This window comes from Phyllobacterium zundukense (assembly GCF_002764115.1).
Taxonomy (GTDB): Bacteria; Pseudomonadota; Alphaproteobacteria; order Rhizobiales; family Rhizobiaceae; genus Phyllobacterium; species Phyllobacterium zundukense.
The window spans coordinates 453,284-478,267 of the sequence record NZ_CP017942.1; the positions used below are offsets into that span (position 1 = coordinate 453,284).

General features: G+C 55.7%; 23 protein-coding genes and 2 pseudogenes. 14 read left to right on the forward strand and 11 right to left on the reverse strand.

Annotated features, from left to right (window positions below; translation table 11 throughout):
• The 8 genes from BLM14_RS25210 to BLM14_RS25245 all read left to right on the forward strand — a co-directional run bounded on the left by BLM14_RS25210 (position 1) and on the right by BLM14_RS25245 (position 8,209).
• A complete protein-coding gene (locus BLM14_RS25210; protein ID WP_100002781.1) occupies positions 1-1,047 on the forward strand; it encodes an LLM class flavin-dependent oxidoreductase in 1,047 nt (348 codons plus the stop codon).
• Complete coding sequence (locus BLM14_RS25215) at positions 1,047-2,510, forward strand: aldehyde dehydrogenase (protein WP_100002783.1); 1,464 nt, start codon at positions 1,047-1,049, stop codon at positions 2,508-2,510. Before BLM14_RS25210 ends, BLM14_RS25215 begins: the two co-directional genes overlap by 1 nt.
• A 4-nt stretch (positions 2,511-2,514) precedes the next feature.
• Entirely contained in the window at positions 2,515-2,844 is a 330-nt protein-coding gene (locus BLM14_RS25220; RefSeq protein ID WP_100002785.1) for an NIPSNAP family protein, read from the forward strand.
• Positions 2,845-2,885: 41 nt separating this feature from the next.
• Positions 2,886-3,899 carry an ABC transporter substrate-binding protein gene (locus BLM14_RS25225; protein ID WP_100002787.1) on the forward strand — a complete coding sequence of 338 codons (1,014 nt, stop codon included), beginning with the start codon at positions 2,886-2,888 and terminating at the stop codon, positions 3,897-3,899.
• 79 nt (positions 3,900-3,978) lie between these two features.
• The gene (locus BLM14_RS25230) at positions 3,979-4,857 is read left to right on the forward strand and encodes an ABC transporter permease (RefSeq protein WP_100002789.1); all 879 of its coding nucleotides are present in this window, start codon (positions 3,979-3,981) and stop codon (positions 4,855-4,857) included.
• A 1-nt stretch (position 4,858) separates the two neighbouring features.
• On the forward strand, positions 4,859-5,659 hold the full coding sequence (locus BLM14_RS25235; protein ID WP_100002791.1) for an ABC transporter permease: 801 nt from the start codon (positions 4,859-4,861) through the stop codon (positions 5,657-5,659).
• Positions 5,656-6,741, forward strand: coding sequence for an ABC transporter ATP-binding protein (locus BLM14_RS25240; RefSeq protein ID WP_100002793.1), 1,086 nt, complete (start codon positions 5,656-5,658; stop codon positions 6,739-6,741). Before BLM14_RS25235 ends, BLM14_RS25240 begins: the two co-directional genes overlap by 4 nt.
• Positions 6,742-6,754: 13 nt before the next feature.
• Complete coding sequence (locus BLM14_RS25245; protein ID WP_100002795.1) at positions 6,755-8,209, forward strand: NAD-dependent succinate-semialdehyde dehydrogenase; 1,455 nt, start codon at positions 6,755-6,757, stop codon at positions 8,207-8,209.
• A gap of 169 nt (positions 8,210-8,378) precedes the next feature.
• On the opposite strand, the gene BLM14_RS25250 is transcribed toward BLM14_RS25245, so the two are convergent.
• The 7 genes from BLM14_RS25250 to BLM14_RS25280 form a co-directional block, all read right to left on the reverse strand.
• Complete coding sequence (locus BLM14_RS25250; RefSeq protein WP_100002796.1) at positions 8,379-9,248, reverse strand: NADPH-dependent oxidoreductase; 870 nt, start codon at positions 9,246-9,248, stop codon at positions 8,379-8,381.
• Between the two features lie 36 nt (positions 9,249-9,284).
• Entirely contained in the window at positions 9,285-10,073 is a 789-nt protein-coding gene (locus BLM14_RS25255) for an ABC transporter permease (RefSeq protein ID WP_100002798.1), read from the reverse strand.
• A complete protein-coding gene (locus tag BLM14_RS25260; RefSeq protein WP_237143643.1) occupies positions 10,073-10,852 on the reverse strand; it encodes an ABC transporter permease in 780 nt (259 codons plus the stop codon). The genes BLM14_RS25255 and BLM14_RS25260 overlap by 1 nt, the downstream gene beginning before the upstream one ends.
• Before the next feature lie 96 nt (positions 10,853-10,948).
• Complete coding sequence (locus BLM14_RS25265) at positions 10,949-12,025, reverse strand: ABC transporter substrate-binding protein (protein ID WP_100002802.1); 1,077 nt, start codon at positions 12,023-12,025, stop codon at positions 10,949-10,951.
• 1 nt (position 12,026) lies between these two features.
• Positions 12,027-12,914, reverse strand: coding sequence for an ABC transporter ATP-binding protein (locus BLM14_RS25270; RefSeq protein ID WP_100002929.1), 888 nt, complete (start codon positions 12,912-12,914; stop codon positions 12,027-12,029).
• Positions 12,915-12,945: 31 nt separating this feature from the next.
• Complete coding sequence (locus BLM14_RS25275; protein ID WP_100002803.1) at positions 12,946-14,301, reverse strand: LLM class flavin-dependent oxidoreductase; 1,356 nt, start codon at positions 14,299-14,301, stop codon at positions 12,946-12,948.
• Positions 14,302-14,546: 245 nt separating this feature from the next.
• Positions 14,547-15,308: an IS5 family transposase gene (locus tag BLM14_RS25280; protein ID WP_100002805.1), complete on the reverse strand. Its 762-nt coding sequence runs from the start codon at positions 15,306-15,308 to the stop codon at positions 14,547-14,549.
• Positions 15,309-15,525: 217 nt separating this feature from the next.
• Between BLM14_RS25280 and BLM14_RS25285 the strand changes: the two genes are divergently transcribed.
• Together BLM14_RS25285 and BLM14_RS25290 are read left to right on the forward strand one after the other, a co-directional pair.
• Complete coding sequence (locus BLM14_RS25285) at positions 15,526-16,173, forward strand: glutathione S-transferase family protein (RefSeq protein WP_100002807.1); 648 nt, start codon at positions 15,526-15,528, stop codon at positions 16,171-16,173.
• 148 nt (positions 16,174-16,321) lie between these two features.
• A pseudogene (locus BLM14_RS25290) lies at positions 16,322-16,492 on the forward strand (NAD(P)/FAD-dependent oxidoreductase); the annotation flags it as partial.
• 263 nt (positions 16,493-16,755) lie between these two features.
• On the opposite strand, the pseudogene BLM14_RS25295 reads toward BLM14_RS25290, so the two are convergent.
• A pseudogene (locus BLM14_RS25295) lies at positions 16,756-17,192 on the reverse strand (YbhB/YbcL family Raf kinase inhibitor-like protein).
• A gap of 410 nt (positions 17,193-17,602) precedes the next feature.
• Between BLM14_RS25295 and BLM14_RS25300 the strand changes: the two are divergent.
• Together BLM14_RS25300 and BLM14_RS25305 are read left to right on the forward strand one after the other, a co-directional pair.
• A complete protein-coding gene (locus tag BLM14_RS25300) occupies positions 17,603-19,528 on the forward strand; it encodes an LTA synthase family protein (RefSeq protein ID WP_418314272.1) in 1,926 nt (641 codons plus the stop codon).
• Between the two features lie 467 nt (positions 19,529-19,995).
• Positions 19,996-20,973, forward strand: a complete 978-nt coding sequence (locus tag BLM14_RS25305; RefSeq protein WP_100002809.1) for a L,D-transpeptidase family protein — start codon at positions 19,996-19,998, stop codon at positions 20,971-20,973.
• Between the two features lie 216 nt (positions 20,974-21,189).
• Here BLM14_RS25305 and BLM14_RS31310 read toward each other — a convergent pair whose 3' ends face one another.
• The 3 genes from BLM14_RS31310 to BLM14_RS25315 all read right to left on the reverse strand — a co-directional run bounded on the left by BLM14_RS31310 (position 21,190) and on the right by BLM14_RS25315 (position 23,433).
• On the reverse strand, positions 21,190-21,336 hold the full coding sequence (locus tag BLM14_RS31310) for a hypothetical protein (protein WP_157929597.1): 147 nt from the start codon (positions 21,334-21,336) through the stop codon (positions 21,190-21,192).
• A 539-nt stretch (positions 21,337-21,875) separates the two neighbouring features.
• Positions 21,876-22,664 carry a sulfurtransferase gene (locus BLM14_RS25310; RefSeq protein WP_100002810.1) on the reverse strand — a complete coding sequence of 263 codons (789 nt, stop codon included), beginning with the start codon at positions 22,662-22,664 and terminating at the stop codon, positions 21,876-21,878.
• 355 nt (positions 22,665-23,019) lie between these two features.
• The gene (locus tag BLM14_RS25315; protein ID WP_237143644.1) at positions 23,020-23,433 is read right to left on the reverse strand and encodes an NAD(P)/FAD-dependent oxidoreductase; all 414 of its coding nucleotides are present in this window, start codon (positions 23,431-23,433) and stop codon (positions 23,020-23,022) included.
• A 660-nt stretch (positions 23,434-24,093) separates the two neighbouring features.
• Between BLM14_RS25315 and BLM14_RS31315 the strand changes: the two genes are divergently transcribed.
• A complete protein-coding gene (locus BLM14_RS31315; RefSeq protein WP_157929598.1) occupies positions 24,094-24,264 on the forward strand; it encodes a hypothetical protein in 171 nt (56 codons plus the stop codon).
• Between the two features lie 520 nt (positions 24,265-24,784).
• Positions 24,785-24,979, forward strand: a complete 195-nt coding sequence (locus BLM14_RS25325) for a hypothetical protein (RefSeq protein WP_099998559.1) — start codon at positions 24,785-24,787, stop codon at positions 24,977-24,979.
• The last annotated feature ends 5 nt before the right edge of the window (positions 24,980-24,984 follow it).

Here is a 24,984-nt window from a genome sequence, read left to right on the forward strand (position 1 = left end):
ATGAAGTTCTCGCTTTTCGTGCATATGGAGCGTCTGGACGCCGGCCAAAGCCAGCAAAGTCTGTACGACGAATTCATTGAACTGTGTGAAATCGCTGATCGCGGCGGGATGCATGCCATCTGGACCGGCGAACATCACGGGATGGATTTCACCATCGCTCCCAATCCGTTCATTAATCTCGCAGACCTCGCCCGCCGAACGAAAAATGTACGGCTCGGCACCGGTACCGTGGTCGCACCGTTCTGGCACCCAATCAAGCTTGCCGGCGAAGCTGCCATGACCGATATCATCACGGGCGGGCGTCTCGATATCGGCATTGCGCGCGGCGCATATAATTTCGAATATCAACGCCTCTCACCCGGCCTCGATGCTTGGGGAGCGGGGCAACGTCTGCGAGAGATCATCCCTGCAATCAAGGGCTTGTGGGCCGGTGACTATGCCCATCAGGGCGAATATTGGTCGTTCCCTTCCACCACTTCGGCACCCAAGCCCGTGCAAAACCCTCATCCGCCGATCTGGGTTGCTGCCCGCGATCCCAATTCGCATGAATTTGCTGTCGCGAACAGCTGCAACGTTCAGGTCACCCCGCTCTGGTTCGGCGACGAAGAAGTCGAGAGCCTGATGCAGCGCTTCAACGATGCCTGCGCCAAATATCCGGACACACCGCGCCCGAAAATCATGGTCCTGCGGCATACGTACGTTGGAACAGATGAAGCGGACATCCAGCAGGCAGCGGGCGAAATCAGTGTCTACTACAATTATTTCGGTGCCTGGTTCAAAAATGAAAGGCCGATCAGCCAGGGACTGATCGAGCGGCTTACCCCAGACGAAATCGCCGGGAATGTGATGTATGCGCCGGAAGCCATGCGCAAGAACAATGTCGTCGGCGCGCCGGATGAGGTGATCGCACGCCTGAAACACTATGAGGCGCTCGGCTATGACGAATATTCCTTCTGGATCGATACGGGCATGAGCTTTGCCCGCAAGAAGGCATCGCTCGAACGATTCATCAATGAGGTCATGCCAGCTTTTGCGAAGGCCAGTTAATGCGCAAATTTCAGCACTATATCGATGGTGTGTTCGAAGATGGCGAAGCCAGATTTGAGAGCATCGACCCAGCAACGGGCATAGCCTGGGCTGAAATGCCAGAGGCAAAGTCACGTGATGTTGACCGCGCCGTAAGCGCCGCCGAGCGCGCACTGACAAGCGGGGCATGGGCGGCCATGACCGCTACTGCGCGCGGAAAACTTCTCTATCGCCTTGCGGATCTCGTGGCCGCACATGCATCTGCCCTTGCAGAATTGGAAACCCGCGATACCGGCAAGATCATTCGTGAAACATCGGCGCAAATCGCCTACGTTGCCGATTATTACCGGTACTATGCGGGCCTCGCCGACAAGATCGAAGGCGCATCGTTGCCAATCGACAAGCCGGACATGGAAGTCTGGCTCAAGCGAGAGCCGGTTGGTGTTGTTGCAGCCATCGTACCCTGGAACAGTCAGCTCTTTCTTGCCGCGGTCAAGATCGGTCCAGCACTAGCCGCTGGTTGCACGCTTATTGTCAAAGCCTCGGAAGACGGTCCGGCTCCGCTGCTTGAATTCGCACGCCTCGTCCACGAAGCGGGCTTTCCAGCTGGGGTCATCAACATCATCACCGGATTTGGTGCCGAATGTGGCGCGGCGCTTACGCGCCATCCCAAGGTCGCACATATTGCCTTTACCGGTGGACCCGGAACGGCCCGTCATATCGTACGCAATTCGGCGGAAAATCTGGCTAGTACGTCGCTGGAACTTGGCGGTAAATCGCCCTTCATTGTTTTCGCGGATGCCGATCTTGAAAGCGCTGCGAACGCCCAGATCGCCGGCATATTTGCAGCAACAGGTCAGAGTTGCGTCGCTGGCTCGCGTTTGATCGTCGAAGCCTCGATCAAAGACAAGTTCATCGAAATCCTCAAAGCAAAAGCCGAGGCGATCCAGATCGGGGCACCGGACAGGATGGAGACCGAGGTCGGGCCGCTTTGCACGTTTCGTCAACGCACGTTGATTGAGCAGGTTGTATCGGAATCCATCGCAGCAGGAGCGAGGCTCGTAACCGGTGGAAGCGCTCCAGATGAAGCCGGCTATTATTTCCGTCCGACAATCATCGACTGCGACGGTATTCGCTCCCCATCTGCGGAAACGGAACTGTTTGGGCCGGTTCTTTCGGTGCTGTCTTTTACTGGGGAAGAAGAAGCCCTAGCACTTGCCAACGACACGCCGTTTGGACTTGCTGCCGGGCTTTTCACACAAAACCTGGCGCGTGCACATCGCATGACGCGGCAAATCCGCTCTGGAATTGTCTGGATCAACACCTATCGGGCAGTTTCTCCCATCGCACCCTTCGGCGGTTATGGACAGTCCGGTCATGGGCGCGAAGGCGGCATGGCAGCGGCACTCGACTTCACGCGGACAAAAACGGTGTGGCTGCGGACTTCCGATGATCCAATCCCCGATCCATTCGTGATGCGGTGACGCCATGTTCTACGAAATACGCACATACAGGCTGAAAAACGGGTCGATCCCCGAATACCTGAAAGTTGTCGGCGAAACCGGGATCTCGATCCAGAAGAAGCACCTCGGCCAACTCGTCGGCTATTTTTATTCGGAGATCGGGCCGATCAACGAAATCGTCCACATCTGGGCCTTCAAGAGCCTCGATGAACGGGAGGAGAGACGGACCCGCCTGATGGCAGATCCTGACTGGCAGGCTTTCCTGCCACGCATCCGCGACCTCATAGAAGTCGCAGAAAACAAGATCATGAAACCGGCAGCGTTCTGGTCGGCGGAAGGGAGTCCGCAAACCTGATTGCACACAAATACAAACAACAAGAATGGAGAAATGGGAACATGCGTAAATCAATCATCATGGCAGCTGCGGTTGCCGCAGTTGCATTCACTGCACCGGCTTATGCCGCCGAAATGGTTTTCACCAGTTGGGGTGGTACGACCCAGGATGCACAGAAAGCCGCCTGGGCGGAGAAATTCACGGCCGAGACCAAGACCAACGTCCTTCAGGACGGTCCGACCGACTACGGCAAAATCAAAGCCATGGTCGAGTCCGGCAATGTGAGTTGGGATGTCGTCGACGTGGAGGGCGATTATGCCGTTCAGGCCGGCAATAAAGGCATGCTTGAGAAGCTCGACTTTTCGGTGATCGACAAGTCCAAACTGGATCCGCGTTTTGTAACGGACTACAGCGTCGGGAGCTTTTATTATTCCTTCGTCATCGGGTTTAACGCCGATGCTGTCGGTGCTGAAGGCCCGAAGACGTGGGCCGATCTGTTTGACACAACGAAGTTCCCAGGAAAGCGTACTTTTTACAAATGGTCGGCACCCGGCGTGATTGAAGCCGCGCTTCTTGCCGATGGTGTAACGCCGGACAAGCTTTATCCACTTGATCTCGACCGCGCCTTCAAGAAGCTGGATACCATCAAGAAGGACATCATCTGGTGGAGCGGCGGCGCCCAGTCCCAACAGCTTCTCGCTTCCGCTGAAGCACCATATGGCATGTTCTGGAACGGCCGGCTTACCGCGCTTAAAGCAACAGGCGTGAATGTTGGCGAATCGTGGGAGCAGAATATCACTGCGGCAGACGCACTCGTCGTCCCCAAAAGTGCCAAGAACCGTGATCTCGCCATGAAGTTCATCGCTTTGGCGACCAGCGCTAAGGGCCAGGCAGATATGGCGACCGCTACCGGCTATGCCCCGATCAATACGGAGTCGGGCCAGCTGATGGATGCGGCGCTACGCAAGACCCTTCCGGATCAGCAGGCAGCAAGCCAGGTGAACGCTGACATGAGCTACTGGGCGCAGCATCGCGATGAGATCGGCGAGCGCTGGTACGCATGGCAGGCGAAATAAGCCTTCAGGCATTTCGGCTCGGACACTGTTCCGGGCCGATTGTTCGCTTGAAATCGAGACAGCCGTAGGGATAGTCAGGATGAGCATCATAACCAGCACGACCCGCTTTGCTCAGGAGCCCGTACGACGGCGGCGTCCGTCGGGTTTCGCTTATATTGCGCCAGCGCTGTTGCTCCTTATCCTGTTCTTTGTCGTTCCGATTGCATCCCTGCTTATGCGCAGCGTTCTCGAACCGTCGCCCGGTATCGGTAACTACGTCGAACTTTTCGGCTCCTTGACCTATGTCCGGATATTCGCCAACACCTTTCTGGTTTCGGCGCTGGTTACAGTACTGTCGGTCGTCATCGGCTTTCCCGTGGCATGGCTCCTGGCGATCATACCCAACCGTTGGGGATCCATACTCTTTGCAATCATATTGCTCTCCATGTGGACCAATCTCCTCGCCCGCACTTATGCCTGGATGGTGCTACTGCAGCGGACTGGTGTGATTAACAAGACCCTCATCAGCCTCGGCGTGATTGATCAGCCGCTGGTCATGGTCAACAACCTCATCGGCGTGACCATCGGTATGACGTACATCATGCTGCCGTTTATCATATTGCCGCTGCGGGGCGTCATCAAAGGTATCGAGCCCGGCATCCTGCAAGCCGCGGCGCTCTGCGGCGCCACGAAATGGCAGAGCCTCTGGCGGGTTCTCATTCCCCTTGCCCTACCTGGAATCGCGTCCAGTGCGCTCATGGTCTTCGTCATGTCACTCGGTTATTTCGTGACGCCTGCACTGCTCGGTGGAACGGCCAATATGATGGTCGCCGAAATGATCGCCCAGTTTGTGCAGTCGCTGGTCAATTGGGGCATGGGTGGAGCCGCCGCTCTCGTGCTGCTCGTCGCCACACTCCTTCTCTACGCCCTCCAGCTGCGGCTTTTCGGTATTGGGCGTATCGGCCAGGAAGGACAATAAGATGCTGCTGAATTTCGAAAGACTTGGCATGTGGAAATGGGTCCTGACCGGTTTTTCTGTTCTTGTGGCCATGTTCTTACTGCTGCCCATCCTGTTTATCGTGGCGCTTTCCTTCGGGTCATCGCAATGGCTTATCTTTCCGCCCCCCAGCTGGACACTGCGCTGGTATCAGGAACTTTTTGCCGATCCGCGTTGGCTCGAAAGCGCACTAACAAGCGTGAAGATTGCAATCATCGTTACCATCTGCTCGGTGATCCTCGGCTTGTTGGCTTCGTTTGGCCTGACACGCGGCCGCTTCGCTGGGCGGGAAACACTCCGTGCGTTATTCTTGACTCCCATGATCATGCCAGTGGTCGTTCTCGCAGTGGCCCTCTATGCATTCTTTTTGAAAGTCGGGCTCAACGGAACCCTGCTGGGCTTCGTGATCGCCCATCTTATCCTGGCCCTGCCATTTTCGATTATCTCGATCGGCAATGCGCTCGATGGCTTTGATCGCTCCATAGAAGATGCAGCGGTGCTCTGCGGCGCCCATCCTCTGGAGGCCAAATTGCGCGTTACGCTGCCGGGCATTCGGCACGGATTGTTCGCCGCCGCAATCTTCTCATTTCTCGTTTCGTGGGATGAAGTGGTGGTGGCCATATTCATGGCAAGCCCCACACTGCAAACGCTTCCCGTCAAGGTCTGGGCAACCTTGCGTCAGGACCTGACACCGGTAATAGCCGCCGCCTCGACATTGCTTGTCGTCTTTACTGTATTGCTGATGTTCATCGCAGCACTTCTGCGCAAAGGATTCAAATCATGACGATACCTTTTCTACAAATCCGGGGCATTCGCAAAGAGTACGGTGCTGTAACGGCTGTGCAGGACGTGACACTGGACGTGGAGAGAGGTGAGTTCCTGACCTTCCTCGGCCCGTCCGGCTCCGGCAAGAGCACCACCCTTTATATTTTGGCCGGGTTCGAAAATCCGACAAGCGGCGATATCTTGCTTGAAGGCAGGACTTTGCTCCAAACGCCCTCGCATAAGCGCAACATCGGAATGGTGTTCCAGCGATACACGTTGTTTCCGCACCTTTCGGTCGGCGAGAATATCGCGTTTCCGTTGCGGGTGCGCAGACTCCCTAAAGCGGAGATCGATGAAAAAGTGCGCCGCATGCTCAAGCTTGTGCGTCTGGAAGGTTATGAAGACCGCATGCCGGCAAAGATGTCCGGTGGCCAGCAGCAGCGTGTCGCCTTGGCACGCGCACTAGCCTATGACCCACCAGTCCTCTTGATGGACGAGCCGTTGTCGGCACTCGACAAGAAACTTCGCGAAGAAATCCAGTACGAAATCCGACGTATCCACCAGGAAACATCGGTCACCATCCTCTACGTCACTCACGATCAGGAAGAAGCATTGCGGCTTTCCGATCGCATCGCGGTTTTCAGCCGGGGCGTTATCGATCAGACCGGAACCGGTCCCGAACTCTACGCAAATCCTGCTACGCGTTTCGTGGCACAGTTCATCGGCGACAGTGATTTCCTCAAGGGCGTTGTTGCAGCCACCAATGGCGGGCTGGCCGATATACGTCTTGGGGATGAGACGGTCGTGACGGGGGTACCCGTTCACGGAAAGGCAAGGACCGGCGGGAATGCGGCCGTCATGTTGCGACCGGAGCGCATTAATCTGTCACGCGCTCCGGGTAACGGTCGCGCTGGTATCGCAGCAACGGTCAACGACATTACTTTTCTTGGCAACAACACCCACGTCGCGACCGTGACCGGCGCAAACGAGGAGCTTTCCGTGCGTCTTCCCTTTGGCGATGCCGCAATCAATGGGCTGACGACAGGTGAAAAAGTCTGGATCACCTGGGATCCGGCAACGACCCACGCCTTCTGCGACTAGAGGAAACATGATTATGGTCCTCAAGGACTTAACTTTATTCCGCCAGGCGGCGCTGGTTGGAGGACAATGGATAGAAGCAAACCTGGCGAACTCCAATCTGATAAGGAATCCTGCAACCGGCGAAGAACTGGGATATGTGCCGGAACTCGGAACCCTTGAGACACGAAGGGCGATCGAAGTAGCGAGGGTCGCCCAGAAATCTTGGGCGCGGCGAACAGCGAAAGAACGGTCCAGCATACTTCGGCGCTGGTTCGAACTCATACTGCAGCACAGACAGGACCTTGCCAGGATACTCACGTTAGAACAGGGCAAGCCGCTCGCTGAAGCAGAGGGAGAGGTTGCCTACGGGGCAAGTTTCATAGAGTGGTTCGCCGAGGAAGCTCGCCGTGTGTATGGCGATATTATTCCCGGCCATCATCCGGACAAACGTATTCTCGTGATGAAGCAACCAATAGGCGTCGTTGCAGCCATCACCCCATGGAATTTCCCAAATGCCATGGTCACCCGCAAGGCTGGTCCAGCATTGGCAGCGGGATGCGCTGTGGTCCTCAAACCCGCGCCACAGACGCCCTTCTCTGCCCTTGCCCTTGCTGTCCTTGCCGAACGGGCCGGGCTACCGGAGGGGTTGTTCAGTGTGATCACCGGTTCTGCAGTAGAGATCGGAGCGGAGATGACGTCCAACCCAATCGTGCGCAAGTTGACATTCACCGGCTCGACCCACGTCGGAACAGAACTCTATCGGCAGAGCGCTGGCACGATCAAGAAACTGGGCCTTGAACTGGGCGGCAATGCACCTTTCATCGTTTTCGACGATGCAGACGTCGATGCCGCCGTCGAAGGTGCGATGATTGCCAAGTTTCGCAACAATGGGCAAACCTGCGTGTGCGCAAACCGCATGTACATTCAGAACGGTATCTACGACGCATTCGCACAGAAACTTTCGGCGAAGGTGGCAAAACTTCGGGTTGGAAACGGCCTTGAAAGCAACGTAGATCTTGGGCCCTTGATTAATGCTGCTGCGGTTCAAAAGGTTGAGGACCATATTTCCGACGCCATCAGCAAAGGCGCTCGCGTCCTCTCGGGCGGAAAGGCGCACTCATTGGGCGGTACGTTCTTCGAACCTACCGTGCTTTGCGACGTCACTGGGGCCATGCTCCTCGCGAGCGAGGAAACCTTTGGGCCTGTGGCTCCGCTGTTTCGCTTTGTAAACGAAGATGATGTGATACGCCAGGCAAACGACACCGAGTTCGGGCTGGCTGCCTATTTTTACGCGGCAGACCTAGCGCGGGTATTCCGCATCGCTGAAGCTCTCGAGTACGGAATGGTCGGCGTCAATACCGGGTTGATTTCGACAGCCGAAGCTCCCTTTGGCGGCGTCAAGTCCTCCGGCCTTGGCCGGGAAGGTTCCAAATATGGCATCGATGATTTCAGCGAGATCAAGTACGTCTGTCTTGGCGGCATCGCCTGACGGTTCACGTCAAGAACGTTGAGACATTTGACATATCTATTGCCAGAGCCCTCAAGCTCCCCCGCGGCAATTAACGAGAATGTCATTTTGCCGTATCCGAGCAATTGTGGCAATGGCCCGAACAAGACCAGCCCAGCCATTGCGCAGCGGGCTACCGGCAAAGACACCCCTACTTAAGCTTGAAGCCCAGGGTCTTGATTGCGGCCGACAACTCATGGCGATTTTTCAGCGCATCCTTCGTTTCGATCCGCCGGCTTATTTGTTCAGTCCAATCGATTGCCGGCAACAGTTGTATCTTTTGAAAAGCACGCAAAACCTCGTTGTAGTCGCTGAAATCTGCAGATTTTGAATCGTTTTCGTACTGTTCGCTGTGCAACACCTTGGTTTTGGGAAGGCGGGGTTTGATATCGGTTCTGATCGCCGGGTCGGGATAGCCAACCGTTAGACCAAACACCGGCAATACCTCTTTTGGAAGTGCTAGCTCTTTGGCAACAGCGATTGGATTGTTTCGCAGGGCACCGATATAGCAGGTTCCCAGACCAAGCGATTCAAACGCTATGACAGCATTTTGAGCAGCGAGCGCGGCATCGATAACTGCAAGAAGAAAGCTCTCGAGGTAATCCAGTCCGTCGGACGTTGATCCTTGATTGGTAGCTACCCTCCGTAATCGGGAAAGGTCTGCCAACCAGACAAGGAATAATGGGGCTTGATCGATCTGCTTTTGATTTCCGGCGACGGCGTTGATGCGCGCCTTGCGGTCCTTGTCTCCAACGGCCACCACGCTCCATGCTTGCAAATTTGAAGAGCTCGGAGCGGATTGAGCCGCCGAGACGGCAAGTTCCAGCGCTGTTACTGGTACCGATTGCGGCAGGTAGAACCGCACGCTCCGGTGGGCGAGGAGTGTTTCGATGATGTCCGTCGCCGGAAGAGAGCCTGACAAGTTTTGTTGTGCCCCATAACGTTGCTGCAGCAACTTACTGATCAGGTCAGTCCCGATTTTTTCTGACGTAGTGGTGGCTTCACCGGCAGCTTTGGACATTTCTTTGGCTTCCTGTTGTCGGCTAAAGCCGGGTGTTCAGTGCACGCTGACGCGCCAGCGGAGGAGATAGGTCTCAACGGTAGCGGCGAGCCGATTGAGAATGAAGCCGACCAGACCGAGTATGATCACGCCGACCATGACGAGCGCCATGTCGAAACGTTCGCGGCCGGCGATGATCAGGCCGCCTACACCCGGACCAACCGCCAGGAAATATTCTGCGCCCACGGTCGCAAGCCAGGAATAGATCAGGCCGAGGTGAACGCCGGTTGCGATGGATGGCAAGGCGGCGGGGAGAAAAATGCGCGTGATGAGCTGCAACGGCGTGAACTTCAGTGCGTGACCGACCTCGATCAGGTCGCGGGGCGCATTGCGCATGCCTTCATAAGTGTTGAGCACGACCGGAATGAAGGCGGCGATGGCGACAAAGACGATTTTTGCCTGTTCGCCGAACCCGAACCAGATGGAAATCAGCGGAATCCAGGCGAGCAGCGAGATCTGCTTCAATCCGTTGAAGGTCGGCGTAATCAACGCATCTGCGGTACGCGACAGCGCAAGCAGTGTTGCAAAAAGGATGCCGATGACCGACCCGATGAGAAAGCCAGCGACATTCCGGAACAGGCTGAAACCGAGTTCACCGATTAGATTGTTGTCAATCAGTTCACGCTTGGCGGTGAGAAATACAACTTCCAGCGAAGGCAGAAAGCGGGCATCTACCAAGCCGCTGCGGCTGGACACTTCCCACAGAACGAGCAGGAGGAAAGGAAGTGTCAATCCGCGCCGTATCTTAACCGCGCGTCTCGCTTGAAAGGCTGCTGCGAGAGACATCACCTACCCTCCTCATGCTTCCAGCGCTGGATATAGGTTTCGAAAGCGTCGAGTCCCTTGTCCATAAGGAAACCGATGATGCCGACGGCAATCATCGCAACGATCACCACGTCAAGCCAGAACATCTGGCGTCCCCACACAAGCAGATAACCAAGCCCTTCGGAAGAAGCGAGGAGTTCTACACCGACAAGCGCGGTCCAGGAATGGGTAAGGCCGTAGCGAATGCCGGTAAAAATGGAAGGTGCTGCACCCGGAAGAACGATCAGACGCAAAGTCTGCCAGCGGCTGAACCGAAGGGCATGGCCGACTTCCACGAGATTGGCAGGAACTGCGCGGATGCCTGCTGCCGTATTCAACGTCATCGGGACAAGAGCGCCCTTGGCAATGACAATAATCTTCAATGTTTCGCCAATACCGAAGATGAGCATCAGCAACGGTATCCATCCGAGCGTCGGGATCTGAGCGAAGGCCAAAAACAGCGGTCTGATATAATCATCCATCCGGCGTGATAAGCCCATTGCCATGCCAAGCGTTAGCCCGGCGAGAGCCCCGAACAAAAATCCGATAACCACGCGCAGCAAGCTGACACCGGCATGATAGAAGATTTCCCCGGAGGCAATCATCTCCAGTGCCGTGGAATAGACATAGGTGGGCGATGGAAGAATCTGTTCCGGCAGCCAGCCCCGGTTGGACGCTATCCACCAGGCGAAGAGTAGGCCCAATGGCAAAATCAATGCGATGGCGAACCGACGGAGTCCACGACTGCTTATCGGTGGCATCAGTCGGGCCACACTGCGTCGTGATGTTGCAGTAGCAGATACGCTATCGGAAATAGTGCTCATTCGGCGACCTGCGGCCTAGTCTTACTGTACTGATTAGGAGCCCAGCGGTTTGCCATTTGCACCATAGGCCCGCCAGAAATTCTGCAAACCAAGTTTTTCCAACGAAGCGTTGAGGTATTTCGGTTCAAACCAGCCTTCCACGCTCACATCGCGGCGGATCAAACCAAATTCCTTGGCTTTGGCGCCCTGTTCCACGTATTGCGAGACAAGTAAAGCATCGACAAGTGGCGAATTGCGATAGGCTAGTTTGTCATTGCTGAAATAGTCTTCGAGAATGGGGATCGGCGTACCGGACTTGTGCCAGAGTTCGAATAGCGCCGCGCGGTTGGGTTCATCCGAAGACCACTGTGCTGCTTTTACGAACGCATCGACAACGCGCTGGGTAATCTCCGGATGTTTATCGATGAAATCCTCGCGTGCGATGATACCGGCGTTGCGGCCGAAGCGAGGATCATCACCCTTGGTGGTATAGATCACCTTGGCACTGCCCTTCGCAGCAAGATTTATCAAGGTCGTGTCGCCAAAGGCGGCATCAATGTCCTGGCTGGTCAGCGCGGCTACTGTTCCGGCGCTATCGAGATTGATGACTTGGATATCCTTCTCGGTCAGGCCGTTGGCCTCAAGGATCTTGATGGCTGCGAGATGTCCATTAGTGCCGCGCTGATAGGCTACCTTCTTGCCTTTGAGGTCCGCGACCGACTTGATGTCAGAATCCTTGGCGACTGCGAGATAAAGCGGTTTGCGCGCCCCGCTTGCCAGCAGGTATTTTGTCTTGAGGCCATTGGCGCGGCCGATCAATGACGGAAGATCGCCCTGATAGGCAAAGTCGAGCTGGTTGTTGGCAAAAGCTTCGTTAACTGCCGGACCGGCGCCCTTGAAGAAGAACCACTCGATCTTGACGTTTGGATCGTTGGCAAATTCCTTTTCGAGATACTCGCCGGCTCTCGCCGTCGCGGCGGACGTTCCTTCGGCATAGGGGCGGTTATCAAGCCCGATCGCGGCATAACCGACGTTGATTGTCACGGGTTCTTCAGAGAGGGCCGGCGACGCAAGGGCGGCCAAAGCAAATGTCGCCAGAACCGCGCGTCGGGTGAAGTGGGATAGCTTCATGTCAAATCTCCGTTGAAAAGAGTGGCCGCCCGCCGGGATTGGCGCGCAAGGCAGCGTGGACCGGTCCCGGCCTGGCAACTGGACGCGTCTGTGGTGTTGGTTGTTTCGTGACCGTCTTTAGCTGATCGCTGCCAGTTGTTGTGTTGAGAATTTCGAGAATGTGATTGCGGATGCTTGCGAGTTGCGATGACGTGCGCTCACGCGGGTGCGGCAGGTCCACGGGCACGATTTCCCTGATACGGCCCGGACGCGGTGACATGATAACGACGCGGTCACCGAGATAAACCGCCTCATCCACATCATGCGTGACAAGCACCATGGTAATCTGTTCCTTGGCCCAGATTTCCTGCAGTTCTCCCTGGAGGCGGGCCTTGGTAATAGCGTCGAGCGCTCCGAACGGCTCATCGAGAAAGAGAACATCCGGACGATTGACGAGACCCCGCGCAATCCCCGCGCGTTGCGCCATGCCGCCCGATAGCTGGTGTGGATAAGCCTTTTCGAACCCGGTCAAACCCACGAGCGCGATCTGCTTTGCCACGAGTTCACGCTTCTCGACCTTCGAGAACGGCGCATTTTCTAGCCCGAGCGCCACATTGCGTTCAACGGTCAACCACGGAAACAGCCGCGGCTCCTGAAACACGATGCCACGATCAAGGCTCGGTCCTGTAACTGGTTTGCCATCATGTTCTACGGTGCCATCATGGTCGATATCGAGCCCTGCACCAAGACGCAGCAACGTCGACTTGCCGCAACCACTGGCGCCGACGATGGTAACAAACTCGCCCGCCCGGACATCAAGGCTGACCTGATCAAGTGCTGTGAGATCGCCGCCATTGACACGGAAGCGCCGGCTCACATTGCCAATCCTGATATGGGCTTTACTGGTCATGGTGCCGTCTTTCTTGCTTGAATCGACAGGATTATTCAGCTGCGACAGCAGAGCGCGCCGGATGCTGCGGTTCACGGAGGCCAAGATGGCTACGGAGCGTGCGGCCTTCATATTCGGTACGGAAGAGACCTCGGCGACGCAATTCGGGGACGATGTGCTCGACGAAATCCGTAAGGCCGACAGGCAGATGCGGCGGCATGACGTTGAAGCCATCAGCTGCACCCGTGGTGAACCAATCTTCCATCTGGTCGACGATATGTTCCGGTGTTCCAACGATCTGCCAATGCCCACGTGCCCCGGCGACACGCAGATAAAGCTGACGGATGGTCAGGTTCTCCCGGCGCGCAAGATCGATCATCAGTTTCTGGCGGCTCTTGCTGCCATTGGTCTCAGTGACTTTCGGGAGCGGCCCGTCCAGCGGATACTTCGACAGGTCGACATCTCCCGCCATGCCGTTGAGCAGTGACAGGCCAACGGCTGGATGGATCAGCTCCTGGATCTGCTCGAATTTTTCGTTTGCTTCGGATTCAGTCTTACCGATTACCGGAAAAATGCCGGGCATGATCTTCAGGTCGTCCGGCGAACGTCCAAAGCGGGCAAGCCCGCCCTTGACGTCGCTGTAGAAGGCACGCGCATCCTCGATATTCTGGTGCGCGGTGAAAATGACTTCAGCGGTGCGCGCCGCCAGATCCTTGCCGGGCTCGGATGAGCCTGCCTGTACGATTACAGGATGCCCCTGCGGCGCACGCGCGACATTGAGCGGACCGCGGACCTTGAAATGCGTGCCACGATGATTAAGGAGATGCTGTTTTGATGGGTCGTAGTAGATGCCGCTGTCCTTGTCGCGCAGGAAGGCGTCCTCTTCCCATGTATCCCACAATCCGCGAACAACATCGGCAAACTCCTCGGCCCGCTCGTAGCGCTCGACATGGGCGACGTGGTGATCGCGATTGAAATTATGCGCTTCGTCCTCGCTTGCTGACGTCACCAGGTTCCAGCCGGCGCGTCCGCCGCTGATATGATCCAGCGAGGCGAACTTGCGGGCGATGTGGTAAGGTTCGTTATAGGTTGTGGAAGCCGTGGCAACGAACCCCACTCGCTCGGTTAGGGCTGCCAGAGCTGAAAGCAGTGTCAGCGGTTCGAACTGGGCCACGTAGCGGATTGCAGTGCGGCTGAGCGCCTCCGTATCAGTGCCGCGTGTGCCGACGCCATCGGCCATGAAGATCAAATCGAACTTCGCCGCCTCAGCGATCTGGGCAAGTTCGGCGTAATGGGCGAAATTCGATCCGGCGTCAGCCTGAGCCTGCGGGTGACGCCACGCGGCAATATGATGTCCTGTCGGATAAAGGAACGCTCCGAGTTTCAATTGGCCCGCACGTTTGCTCATGGTTCAGCTTCCCGATCACAATTATCCGGAAAGCTTAGGTTGCAATTTTTAATCTCGACAGAAACGGTATTCTTTAAATTGGATCGATTGAGGTTTTCTCGTTCGCGCGGTTCTAACGGCATGGAACTCGATTGTAGATCTCGCCCCAGCTTCAATTCTGCTTGCATCCACAAACTGCCGTTAGTTTTGTTCCTTCTTGCTTGATTTAAGTCCTTTGAACCGGAAAACAATTCTAGGGTCAGGACTCATTGACCGAGCCAAAAGATAACGGTTGCCGCGATGCAGATAGCGCTGAAGAATGTGTGGGCGCAGCGGTCGTAGCGCATTGAGATACGCCGCCAGTCTTTTAGCCTTGCGAACATATTCTCGACCTTGTGGCGCTGTCGATACAAAGTCTTGCAGTATGTTGTGGGCAACCGGCGCTTGGCTCGCGGTGGAATGCAAGGCGTGATGCCGCGGCCGGCGAGAGCCTCTCGGAATGCATCACTATCATAGCCCTTGTCGGCAATAAGCGTCTCCGCGTCTGGAAGTATTGGATAGATCAGAGTCGCGCCCTTATGGTCACTCATTTGTCCTTCTGTGAGAAGAAAGATTACTGGCCGGCCGGCGCCATCGCAAACCGCGTGCAGCTTGGAGTTTAGCCCGCCTATCGTGCGGCCGATGAGACGGGGTGAATCCCCCCTTTTGAGCAGACTGCCGGCCGTCCGATGCGCCTTAAGATGCGTGCTGTCGATCATCACGCGGTCGGGCGGGCCGCTCTCGGCCGCTAGGTTGGAGAAGATTCGGTCGAAGATACCCGTGCGGGACCAGCGAACGAACCGGTTGTAGAGCGTCTTGTGGGGGCCATAGACCACGGGCGCATCCCGCCATCGCAGACCATTCCGGATCACATGGACTATCCCGCTGACCACACGCCGGTCGTCCACGCGCGGAATGCCACGCGTCCGCGGGAAAAAGGGTTCAATGCGCTTAAGCTGAGCCTTAGTCAGCCAGAATTGATCAGACATCGGCAGGTCCTCCTGCCGCGCTTGAATCACGATGTCACATCAGATGGAATCTGAGTTTACCAAGGTCTGCTATGCGGAGAAAGCTGACGCTCGTCAGCAGCAGGAACGCGTCCTTTGAGCTGTATTTGAACTGACCGCGAGGATTATCTCGAGCATGGGGTGTCGGAATCTCGTTTAGCCAATCGTCTTCAAGACAGTCAAACTATGGAGAACAGCGATGACTATTACAATTACGGCCTTTGAACGGTCGCCCGATGGCGGCAAGGGTCTGGCGCGTGACATGCGCGTTCGCTGGGCGCTTGAAGAAGTGGGCCAGCCTTACGATGTTCGTCTTCTTTCGTTTAAAGCTATGAAGGAACCCGCACATCTAGCGGTTCATCCTTTCGGGCAGATTCCGACCTACGAAGAAGGCGATCTCGGCTTGTTCGAGACGGGGGCGATCGTGTTCCATATCGCGGAGCGCCATGCGGGCCTGTTGCCAGACGATGCGAATGCCCGGGCGCGCGCGATCACATGGATGTTCGCCGCGCTCAGCACGGTGGAGCCGCCGATCCTTGAACTCGGAACCGCTAGGCTCCTTGAGGGCGACAAGTCCTGGTCCGCGCAACGCATGCCTCTCGTCGAGGATCGCGTCCGTAACCGGCTGGGCCAACTTTCCCGTCGCCTTGGCGATGCCGACTGGCTCGATGGCGCGTTCAGCGCGGGCGACCTGATGATGGTGTCGGTGCTGCTCAAGTTGACAGCGTCGGGTGTGCTGGACGAATACCCGAACCTCTCCGCCTATGTGGCCCGCGGCGAAGCGCGGCCCGCCTACAAGCGTGCCTTCGACGCGCAATTGGCTATCAACAAGCCACCGGCCGGCTGATTGAGGTCCGGCTCGAAGTCGTCATCCGAGTTTTTCGTTCAGTTTATGGGTCCTGACCCTAGCTACCACGCCAAGGATATGTTGCTGGACTGGCCAAATGACGACGCCTAGCCTCGCTGGGTATGAAGCTCGCACGGGTGTCGCATTAATGACCAAACCTGACAGTCCGGATTTTGTGGCGCAGGAAACGCTGCGCTTGATCGGCGACGCACCGCCGAACTGGGTTCCCGATTTTGATGGGATTGATCACAACGTCACGATTGTTGGTGGCGGGCAGACAGGGGCAACTTTTGCCTTCGCACTGAGGCGCGCGGGTATTGCCAGCTCGTGAGACGCGCGGGCGATAGTCAGTGAAGTTTGGACATTGCGCCAGATTTGCCGAAGACGCCGGAGCCGCGACGCTCACGGGAAGCGCGCTTGGCCTTGCCACGGTCGGGATCACCCAGGAGCTCGCCAAGGCAAGATCAGGAAATTTTATTCCACACTCAGAAAATTTTGCGACAGAACCAAGTAAAGGCCACGCCATTGTTGGCGTAGCCCTTCATGATGCCATTAAGCGGCCGATTCAGCGGCTACGGATTACTACACTTCAAATGTTCCGGTCAGAGTCGCCTCCGCAAGCATGTGTTTGCGGGCTGCCTCCCACATCAACTTGGATAGGCTTGAGACACGAAGAGCGGCCAAACGAAAGTGGTAATGGTGAACGCCGTGACCCTTTGGGCGGTTGGGGCCCATCCTAACGCGCATTGCCAAAGTCGTTTTCTGAAAAACGCGGTGCCGGGCCTGGAATAGTATCGGCACTTTCGGGTAATCCATCCCAGGTCGGCCGAATGTTGAATATCCCGCAATGTCGAAAGAGCCCGCTTGGCGCGTCACGGTCTTCAACAACCAGCACCAAACTTCGTATCGCATCAGGGACACCGTTCCACTTCAATGGTGGAAACAGGTTGTCATGGGTTCGGATTTTGGGGAATCTGATCGCCATCCGCAAATGCTGGACTCAGTAGCGTCAGGGCCATTGGGAATTCCTTCAAGGTGTTCTGATTGATAATTGCACGCGTGCGGCCTCCTTTTAGCGAAGACCGTGCCCGGTTGGACTTGTTCTACCGGTACTGTCCCAACATGCGAGGAACGAAATTGTTCCAAGAAAATGACGGCAAAGGAACCATCGAGGGTGCCGTTACGCCTTATGATAGCCGAAAATTGGCACCTACGTCTTTTTTGACCTAATCGTTCTCGAACCGCGGCGTGACACACTCTGCTGAACAATCAGTCACTGATTTCGCGCTTATGTAACAGTGTTTCTGCATTCGTGATCGGTTCTTGCCGAAGCGACGGCATTCCTCGTTTCCAGAGAGCACACGCTGTTATATGACGATTTGATGACGATTATGTAACGACCATCGTCGCCAACGGCGGGAGACAGCTATTGGCCGAGAGAGTCCGGCAGATTGAGCCTGAAACGGATGGCATTGAGCGGCCGGAGAAAGTGTCCGTCCTGTCGCATGCGCTCACAGGTTCATTGCGCATCGCCGACTATCTTATCGCGACGTGCGTGCTGTCAACTATCCTGGTCTTCTTAATTGAAATCATCGCGCGCGGTTCTTTTGTGGACACAATTCTGTTCTTTGAGCAGACAAATCGCCCGGCATGGACGACCGTTGGCATCTATGCGTGCATAGTAATCGGTCTTGATGCGGTTTTGGGACGCTCGCACCACGGGCTGCTGTTGATCGCGCCCCTTGCTTTGCTGTTTGCATGGATCGGTCGGCAGAAAGCGCTCTATCTTGGCGACCCGATTTATCCTTCTGATTTTCTTTATTCGCGTCAACTCGTTGACCTGTTTCCCCTTCTTGCGCGCGAGCGGCCTTGGACGGCAATGGGTATCGTCGTCGCTGCGGTCATCGCCCTGGTTCTGCTTGTCTTCCTCTGGCATCTCTTGCGCCGACGCGCATTGCCTCTGAACTTAAAAGCAAGGCTTTGGCGACTTGGGATAACCATCCCCTTGCTGGCGGTTTTTGTTTCGGCGATGGACCATTCCACGTTTTCCTGGACTAGGGACCGTCTGCGGGTGCTGCCCATCATGTGGGACCAGAAAGAGAACTATGCCTACAACGGCTTTACTATGGCCTTCGCCCTCAACGTTCCAATGGCTAATGTAACGGCCCCAGAAGGCTATTCGGCACAAGCGATCGAGGCGATTGCGGCACCGTCATCTACCGCTTTCACCGCCTCGGAAAAGCCCGACATCATCATGGTGATGAGCGAATCGTTCTGGGACCCGACCCGGTTGCCCGGAGTGGATTTCAATCGGGATCCCATTCCTGCCGTCCGCGCCAATCAGACGGGCGCAATCTTTTCGCCGGAATTCGGCGGCATGACGGCCAATGTGGAATTCGAGGCGCTTACCGGCTTCTCCAATGCATTCCTGCCCTATGGCAGCATTCCATACCAGCAATATGTGCGACAGCCATTGCCCTCCCTGGCGACATTCTTGAAGAGCGCGGGCTATGTGACCAAGGCGATCCATCCCTTTCGCCAATGGTTCTGGAATCGCCGCAACGTTTATGAAGCCTTCGGTTTCGACACCTTCATGTCCGAGGGAAATCTGCCAAAGCTTGCCGAGCGCGGCCCGCTTGTGTCCGATCAGGCCCTGACCGAAGAGATCATCAGGCAAGCCGACGAGATGCAACAACCGTTGTTCTTCTTCGCCGTCACGTTGCAAGGCCATGGTCCTTACGAACCGCACCGGTACAAGGATCCGTCGATCGACGTGACGACACAAGCCGGCGAAGCCGCACGTGCGACAATTCGTACGTTTGCCGAAGGTGTATCGGATGCCGATAGCAGCCTCAGGTATTTGATGAATTGGGCCAACAAACGCGAGCGTCCCACAATCCTCGTTTTCTTTGGCGATCATCTGCCTCCGCTCGGACAGGCTTACGTAGCAACCGGCTATATGAGAGAGCGGATCGCCGATCGGCGGGCACCATTTTCCGACATGCTGAAACAGCATGAGACGCCTCTGGTCATCTGGTCAAACCGCACCGGAACGGTTTTTGGCGTCGGCACCGTTAGCCCCGTATTCCTTCCGTTGCATGTGCTCGAACTTGCCGGCATCGGCCATCCCTATTATACGGGTTTTCTCGGTTCGGTCCGCGACCATTACAAAGTCATCGACCGGCACATTCTGTGGTCTTCCGACGACGAGGCTAAGGAAAATTGGGCGGGGAACCCGCATATAAACCCGTGGATCGCAAATTTTCGCCTGCTGCAATATGACATGATGTTCGGCGCACAGCACGGTACGAATAGGTTCTTCCCCGAAATGAATGCACATCAACCAGCGATGTGAGATGGCGCTCGGACGCTCAATGCGTATTGAGTTACATGAGAGCTGCCACGGTGGAGTGGCTATCCGCTCGTCTATACGTATTCAACGGCACGGTGGTTGCCCACCAATGAGCGGTTGGGTTCCGGTGTGTTGCTGGCAGTACGCGTTAGCGATGTGACAGCCCCTGTTTGATTCCTCTAATGAATTTTAACCATCCCGCGATTTATTGATGCTCTTCGACGGCTGATGCAAATTTGCTGTAGGGAAAACCAGAACAGATCTTGGAGCTCAGAGCTCGCGAACAAGATCTGGACCAATCCGCGGATCACCGCACCGACTAGCGGTCGCTCGAAATGCCGCAATCAAAGGCCCCACCGAAGAGCGTACTTGATCACACGTTCACGCAAAAGACTTCTTAACAACGGGCGGCAACCACAGAAGAACAATTATTTTCGGAACATCTTCATCGCAACTCCATTTGAGCGAACATGAAAACATTTGTTGGAATGTCAACGTTCTTTCTGATCGTTTCCGTTATCGTCGCTGAAGCCGCAGACGTCAAACCCGACGCGATCAATTCTGCATCCCTGTCCACAATCCCGGCGGAGCGCGCTTCCAAACCATCAGCGGATCCCGATCCTGCGATCGTCCGCCTTCAGGTTCTCCTCGACCGCGCGGGTACATCGCCGGGCGTGATCGACGGCATTTATGGAAAGAACGTTATCAAGGCGGTGGCCAGTTTCGAAAAGATGACGGGGATGCCCCCGGACGGCGCAATCGACCCCGAGGTAATCAGCAGGCTGGAGACGGGTGGCTCGATTATCGGCACCTACACGGTCACGGCCGACGACGCGAAAGGCCTCGTGGACCATATTCCCGCAGACTACGGCGAAAAGGCGAAGATGCCCAGCTTGGGTTACACCAGCGTCGCCGAAAAGCTTTCAGAGCGTTTCCACATGCATATCGACCTGCTGACTGCGCTTAATCCAGGTTCGGATTTCGTCCCTGGGGAGACAGTCCAGGTAGCGATGCCGGGTCCCCCGCGCCAAGGAAAGGTGGCCCGCATCGAAGCCGACAAGACGGCTGGGCTAGTCACGGCTTACGATAATCGTGATGTCATTCTAGCGGCGTATCCCGCGACGGTTGGCAGCGAGGACAATCCTTCTCCAGGGGGTACGCACAAGGTGAAGGGCGTCGCGCGGATGCCCGTCTTTAGGTACAACCCAAAGGTCAACTTTAAGCAAGGGAAGAACGACAAGGTCCTCACCATCCCCAAGGGCCCCAATGGGCCGGTCGGAAGTGTCTGGATCGATCTAACCGAGCCAACCTACGGCATTCATGGAACGCCTGATCCCGAGCTTATCAACAAAGTCGGGTCGCATGGCTGCGTTCGTCTGACGAACTGGGACGCCGAGGAGCTAGCTGGAATGGTGAAGCCGGGCGTCGTTGTCCGGTTCATCGACTAAAGGTATCGGCCGCCGTGTTCCGATCGAGTTCCACACAAGCCATTATGCAACTTTGGAGGCACATAATGGCCTGCTGCCGGTGACGTAGATCGAAGATTTCAGCGTATCCTCCATCCCAATCTTTCTACCTGGGTCAGCAGCCGCAAAATCCCCCCGACTGCACACTTCTCGTCTGATATCAAGTATCGCAAAATCGGCTGTTTGGGCTACTTTTGACTACGACGATTGGACCATAGCAACGATAATCTCGCTATTCGGGCGGTCCTTGGGTTTGATCGACGATCGGCCTTCGTTCATGAGTTCTTCGACAAACTTGTCGAATTCAGTATCGGAATCAACGACCGGCTTGATCAGTTCCGTCATGGCCTCAAAGTTCAATCGATTTGGCCCAGTGACGATCTCGCCATTCGTGTAGCTCGTAAGGGTAACGTCGGGCAGGTGTAGATTAATGGCATTTCTCCCCTTGGAGATCGTTGACTCAATTGCCTCGCCATACCGCGGGATAAAGACGACGATGTGTCAATTTTAACTCAGAGGCCATACTGGGTTGCTTGAATGATAGATTCTAATTGATCATGGTTCGCTTTCTGCCACGGCCCGCACCCTCCCTTCTTTGGAACCTTTTTTGCTGAGATGCATTTTCGAACTGCCGGGATGCGTGAGCGAGTTCACAAACCATCCCGACAGGGCCCAGCATCATCTACGTCTTGGTAAGTGATCTGGGCCTACGGCTGTTGGCTAACTTTAGGCCCGCTTTTCGAAACTCGTGTGGATGGGACTCGCTCATGATTTCTCGCCTACTCTTTGTGGTCTTTCTCGCGCTAACGGCAGCGGCCCGGTGCTGTTGATGTTCCGATGGCCGCATGCCAATGCTGATGAGGACTTCCCGTGCAATTGGCAGGTTAGACGATGGGACAGCTTTCGTCTTTCGCCCAGTCAGCAAAACTCAGATAGTACACCCGAACGCCGGGATAGCCCGCCCTTACAGCCGCCACGGCCGCCAAAGCGGCCCGCCCGCCACCATCGCAGTGCGTGACGATATGATCGCCGGGCTGAAAACCAGTATGGTCGATAAGACGGTGCAAGGTCGCGGCTGCCTTCAGTCGCTTGCCATCAAGCAGCTCGGAATGAGAAAGCAGCAGAGCACCGGGCAAGTGACCGCCGCGCGCGTTGTTTTTCAGGTCCAGGCCGTCAAACTCCGCCTGGGTACGCGCATCGAAAATGACGGCCCCATTGCCAATCTCGTCCCTAAGGGCCTCACGCTCGATAAGACCGACTTTGCCAGTACCCGGTTTCGCGATAAACGGATTCTGTGTTCCGGATTGGGTTGCAACGTTGGTGATCCTGCTGCCTTTCACGGCATCCCAGCCGCCATTCAGCACATAGGTGGTTGCTCCGAAATATTGCAGAATGAACCATACGCGAGCCGCTTCGGTCAGCCGCCCGTCGTCAAACACGATTGCGGACGACTTTGCCTTTACTCCAAGATCTCTGATTTGTTGCTGCCAAAAACCGACGTCTGCGAACGACGTTTCGCTGTTCTTAGCCGCATCAACCCATAGCTCGACCGGGACACGAACAGCCCCCTCTGCGTGATCGGCATCGAACGCCGATTTGTCCCTCACATCGAGCAGCAGGATGTTGGACAGACCACTGACATCTTTGATTTCGATTACGGGATCCTGCGGCATTGGTCTGGACTCCTCTGGGCACACGCTGTCATCAAAGTCGGTGTTCTATCGCACGGGAGCAAGGGCAATGATGCGAAAATAATTCTGTCGTTTGACCAACGGGGGAGTGCCATGCATGCAAATTAACTCACGGAAGGCACGGAGGTAATTTCGCCAGCATCGGTGGCTCCGAAAAATTAGAGTGCTATACACTCCTGACAATCAGGATCAGCCGTTTGCAGCTCCGCAATAGAAGCGTTCAATGTGCGCCGTGTGCGCTGGCCTCCGGCGTCGAAAACAATCTTTCTAAGATTGGCCTCGAAGGGCTTCCAATGGAATCGTGAGCCTGACGCGAAAGTTGGCTCGGATGTACGGTTCAGCTCGGAAACCGGTCCGGAGTGAAGCCCGTCGTCAATGGATCCGTGTCGCCATTGATGAGGCTGGCGACCAATCTACTTGTAATGGCAGCCAAGGTCAGTCCCAGATGGCCGTGGCCAAAGGCGAAGATCACATTTTTGCTGTTGCGGCTCCGCCCAATGACCGGCCGCGAATCCGGCAGTGACGGCCTGAAACCCAACCACTTGGCTGAGGCGTGGTCCAGTTTCGGGAAATACTGGCGTACGCCGCGATCCAGAAGCTCAAACTGGCAAGGATTAGGGCCAGCACTGGTTCCGCCGAGTTCGACAGTGCCAGCCACCCGAAGCCTGCCGGTCATGGGCGTCATATAAAATCCGAGATGGACGGGACACACCGGACGCTGCAGCAGCGGAGTTTCAGTCTGGAATTCCACATGGTAACCACGTTCGGTTTCGAGTGGGATCCTGTCCCCCGCCTGCAGTTAAATGGCGTTCAGTTCCATACGACGCATTATGCAACTTTGGAGGCACATAATGCGAACGTTGTTGTCCCTGCGATCTCTGCGCTATGAACCGCCTTCCCAAACTTGATCGCCGCAGCGAGTATCAGAATATATGGCCAATACAGCGTCCCAAATCTGTCGATGTTGCAGGTCACAGTATGCTAGTCGTTATTATCTTAAGGTGACACTTTCGGCGGCCTTGCTCTATCTGATCTATTACAAGGAGCAGATGTAACGCCGTCCCTCTAACTTTAAAAATAGAGGCGACGGCATTTCCATTCCGCACTGCGTATCCGTTATCGATCGTTGATTCGGCACTGCTCAACCGTGGTCTTCAATGTTCCCTCAGGAACAGATGCGCTCTGAGCGAGTTGTGAAATCGATATCAATCAAGATTGCGCATGCCATGACGACTCTTCCAGCTGATCTTCTTTTAAGCGATCTTGCTATTTATCCATTAGCGGTCATTGCAGTTAATCGTGATCGTTTGGCTATTTTTCATAGTGCGCCACCAGATGCAAAGACGCGCGGTTCTAACTTCTCGTGCCGAGCGTTCTTATGTGCGGACATAGAGTGACGCGGGAGGAAAAAATGACTTTCGAAGAGCCGCGGCTCAGCACCGTCGGCATTGAACCCAAGGATGGCAAATGGTTCGTAACGGTTCATGAGAGCGGACTAGTTACGAAGCGTCCATTTGGTACGGAGACCGCCGCGAAAGAGTTTGCCAAGCAGGAAGAAAAGCGTCTGGGTATTAGGACATAAGTTTCAGCCAGGCCTGCTTCTTTCCAGATATTACAAGGCAACGAGGATGCGCGCGGTTGCTGCAAAACACGTCACGTGATGCGCAGCCTGAGATCGGGGCATATGGGCCGCCGACGATTTTGTTTCAATCTGGTGAAGTGCCAGAGATGAAGTGACTTTCCTCGCATCAATCAAACGTGTTTCGGTTCCCGGCACCTCATCCGGATTCGGTAGGGGTGTCTCATCCGGCAATTGATCTGGCGGTGGCTCCTTTACGGGAGGTATTTGGTTCGGGCCCGGAATCGGGTTGGGCGGTTCATGAGGCAACGGTATTGGCTTCGGTTCCGGTTCCGGACCAGGTATCGGATCACCCATATCAGTTTCTCCTTGTGATCGGGTCTTAACTAATAAGCGCCGAGGAATGTTCCGCTGGCTCACCAACTCAGTAGCGCACACTCCTTGCATACAACCAGAGATTGAGTATCATTTGGTGACAGAATGATGGTGGAGACCGATCATAAGTAGCAGTCGAAACGCTTTCATGGAGCGGCTCAAGGGCGTGATCGCCGAATATGAAGCCATCGCTTCAGCGCTTGAATCCGGTCACGACAAAATCCATCGAACGTCGCGCTACGGCGAGAAGGAAGATATCTCGGCCCAGACTGCGGACCACTACCGGCGTTTGCTTTCCCATTATAGGGAAGTCGTGGCCCGCCACGAGGCGAAAAAGAAATAGGGGGA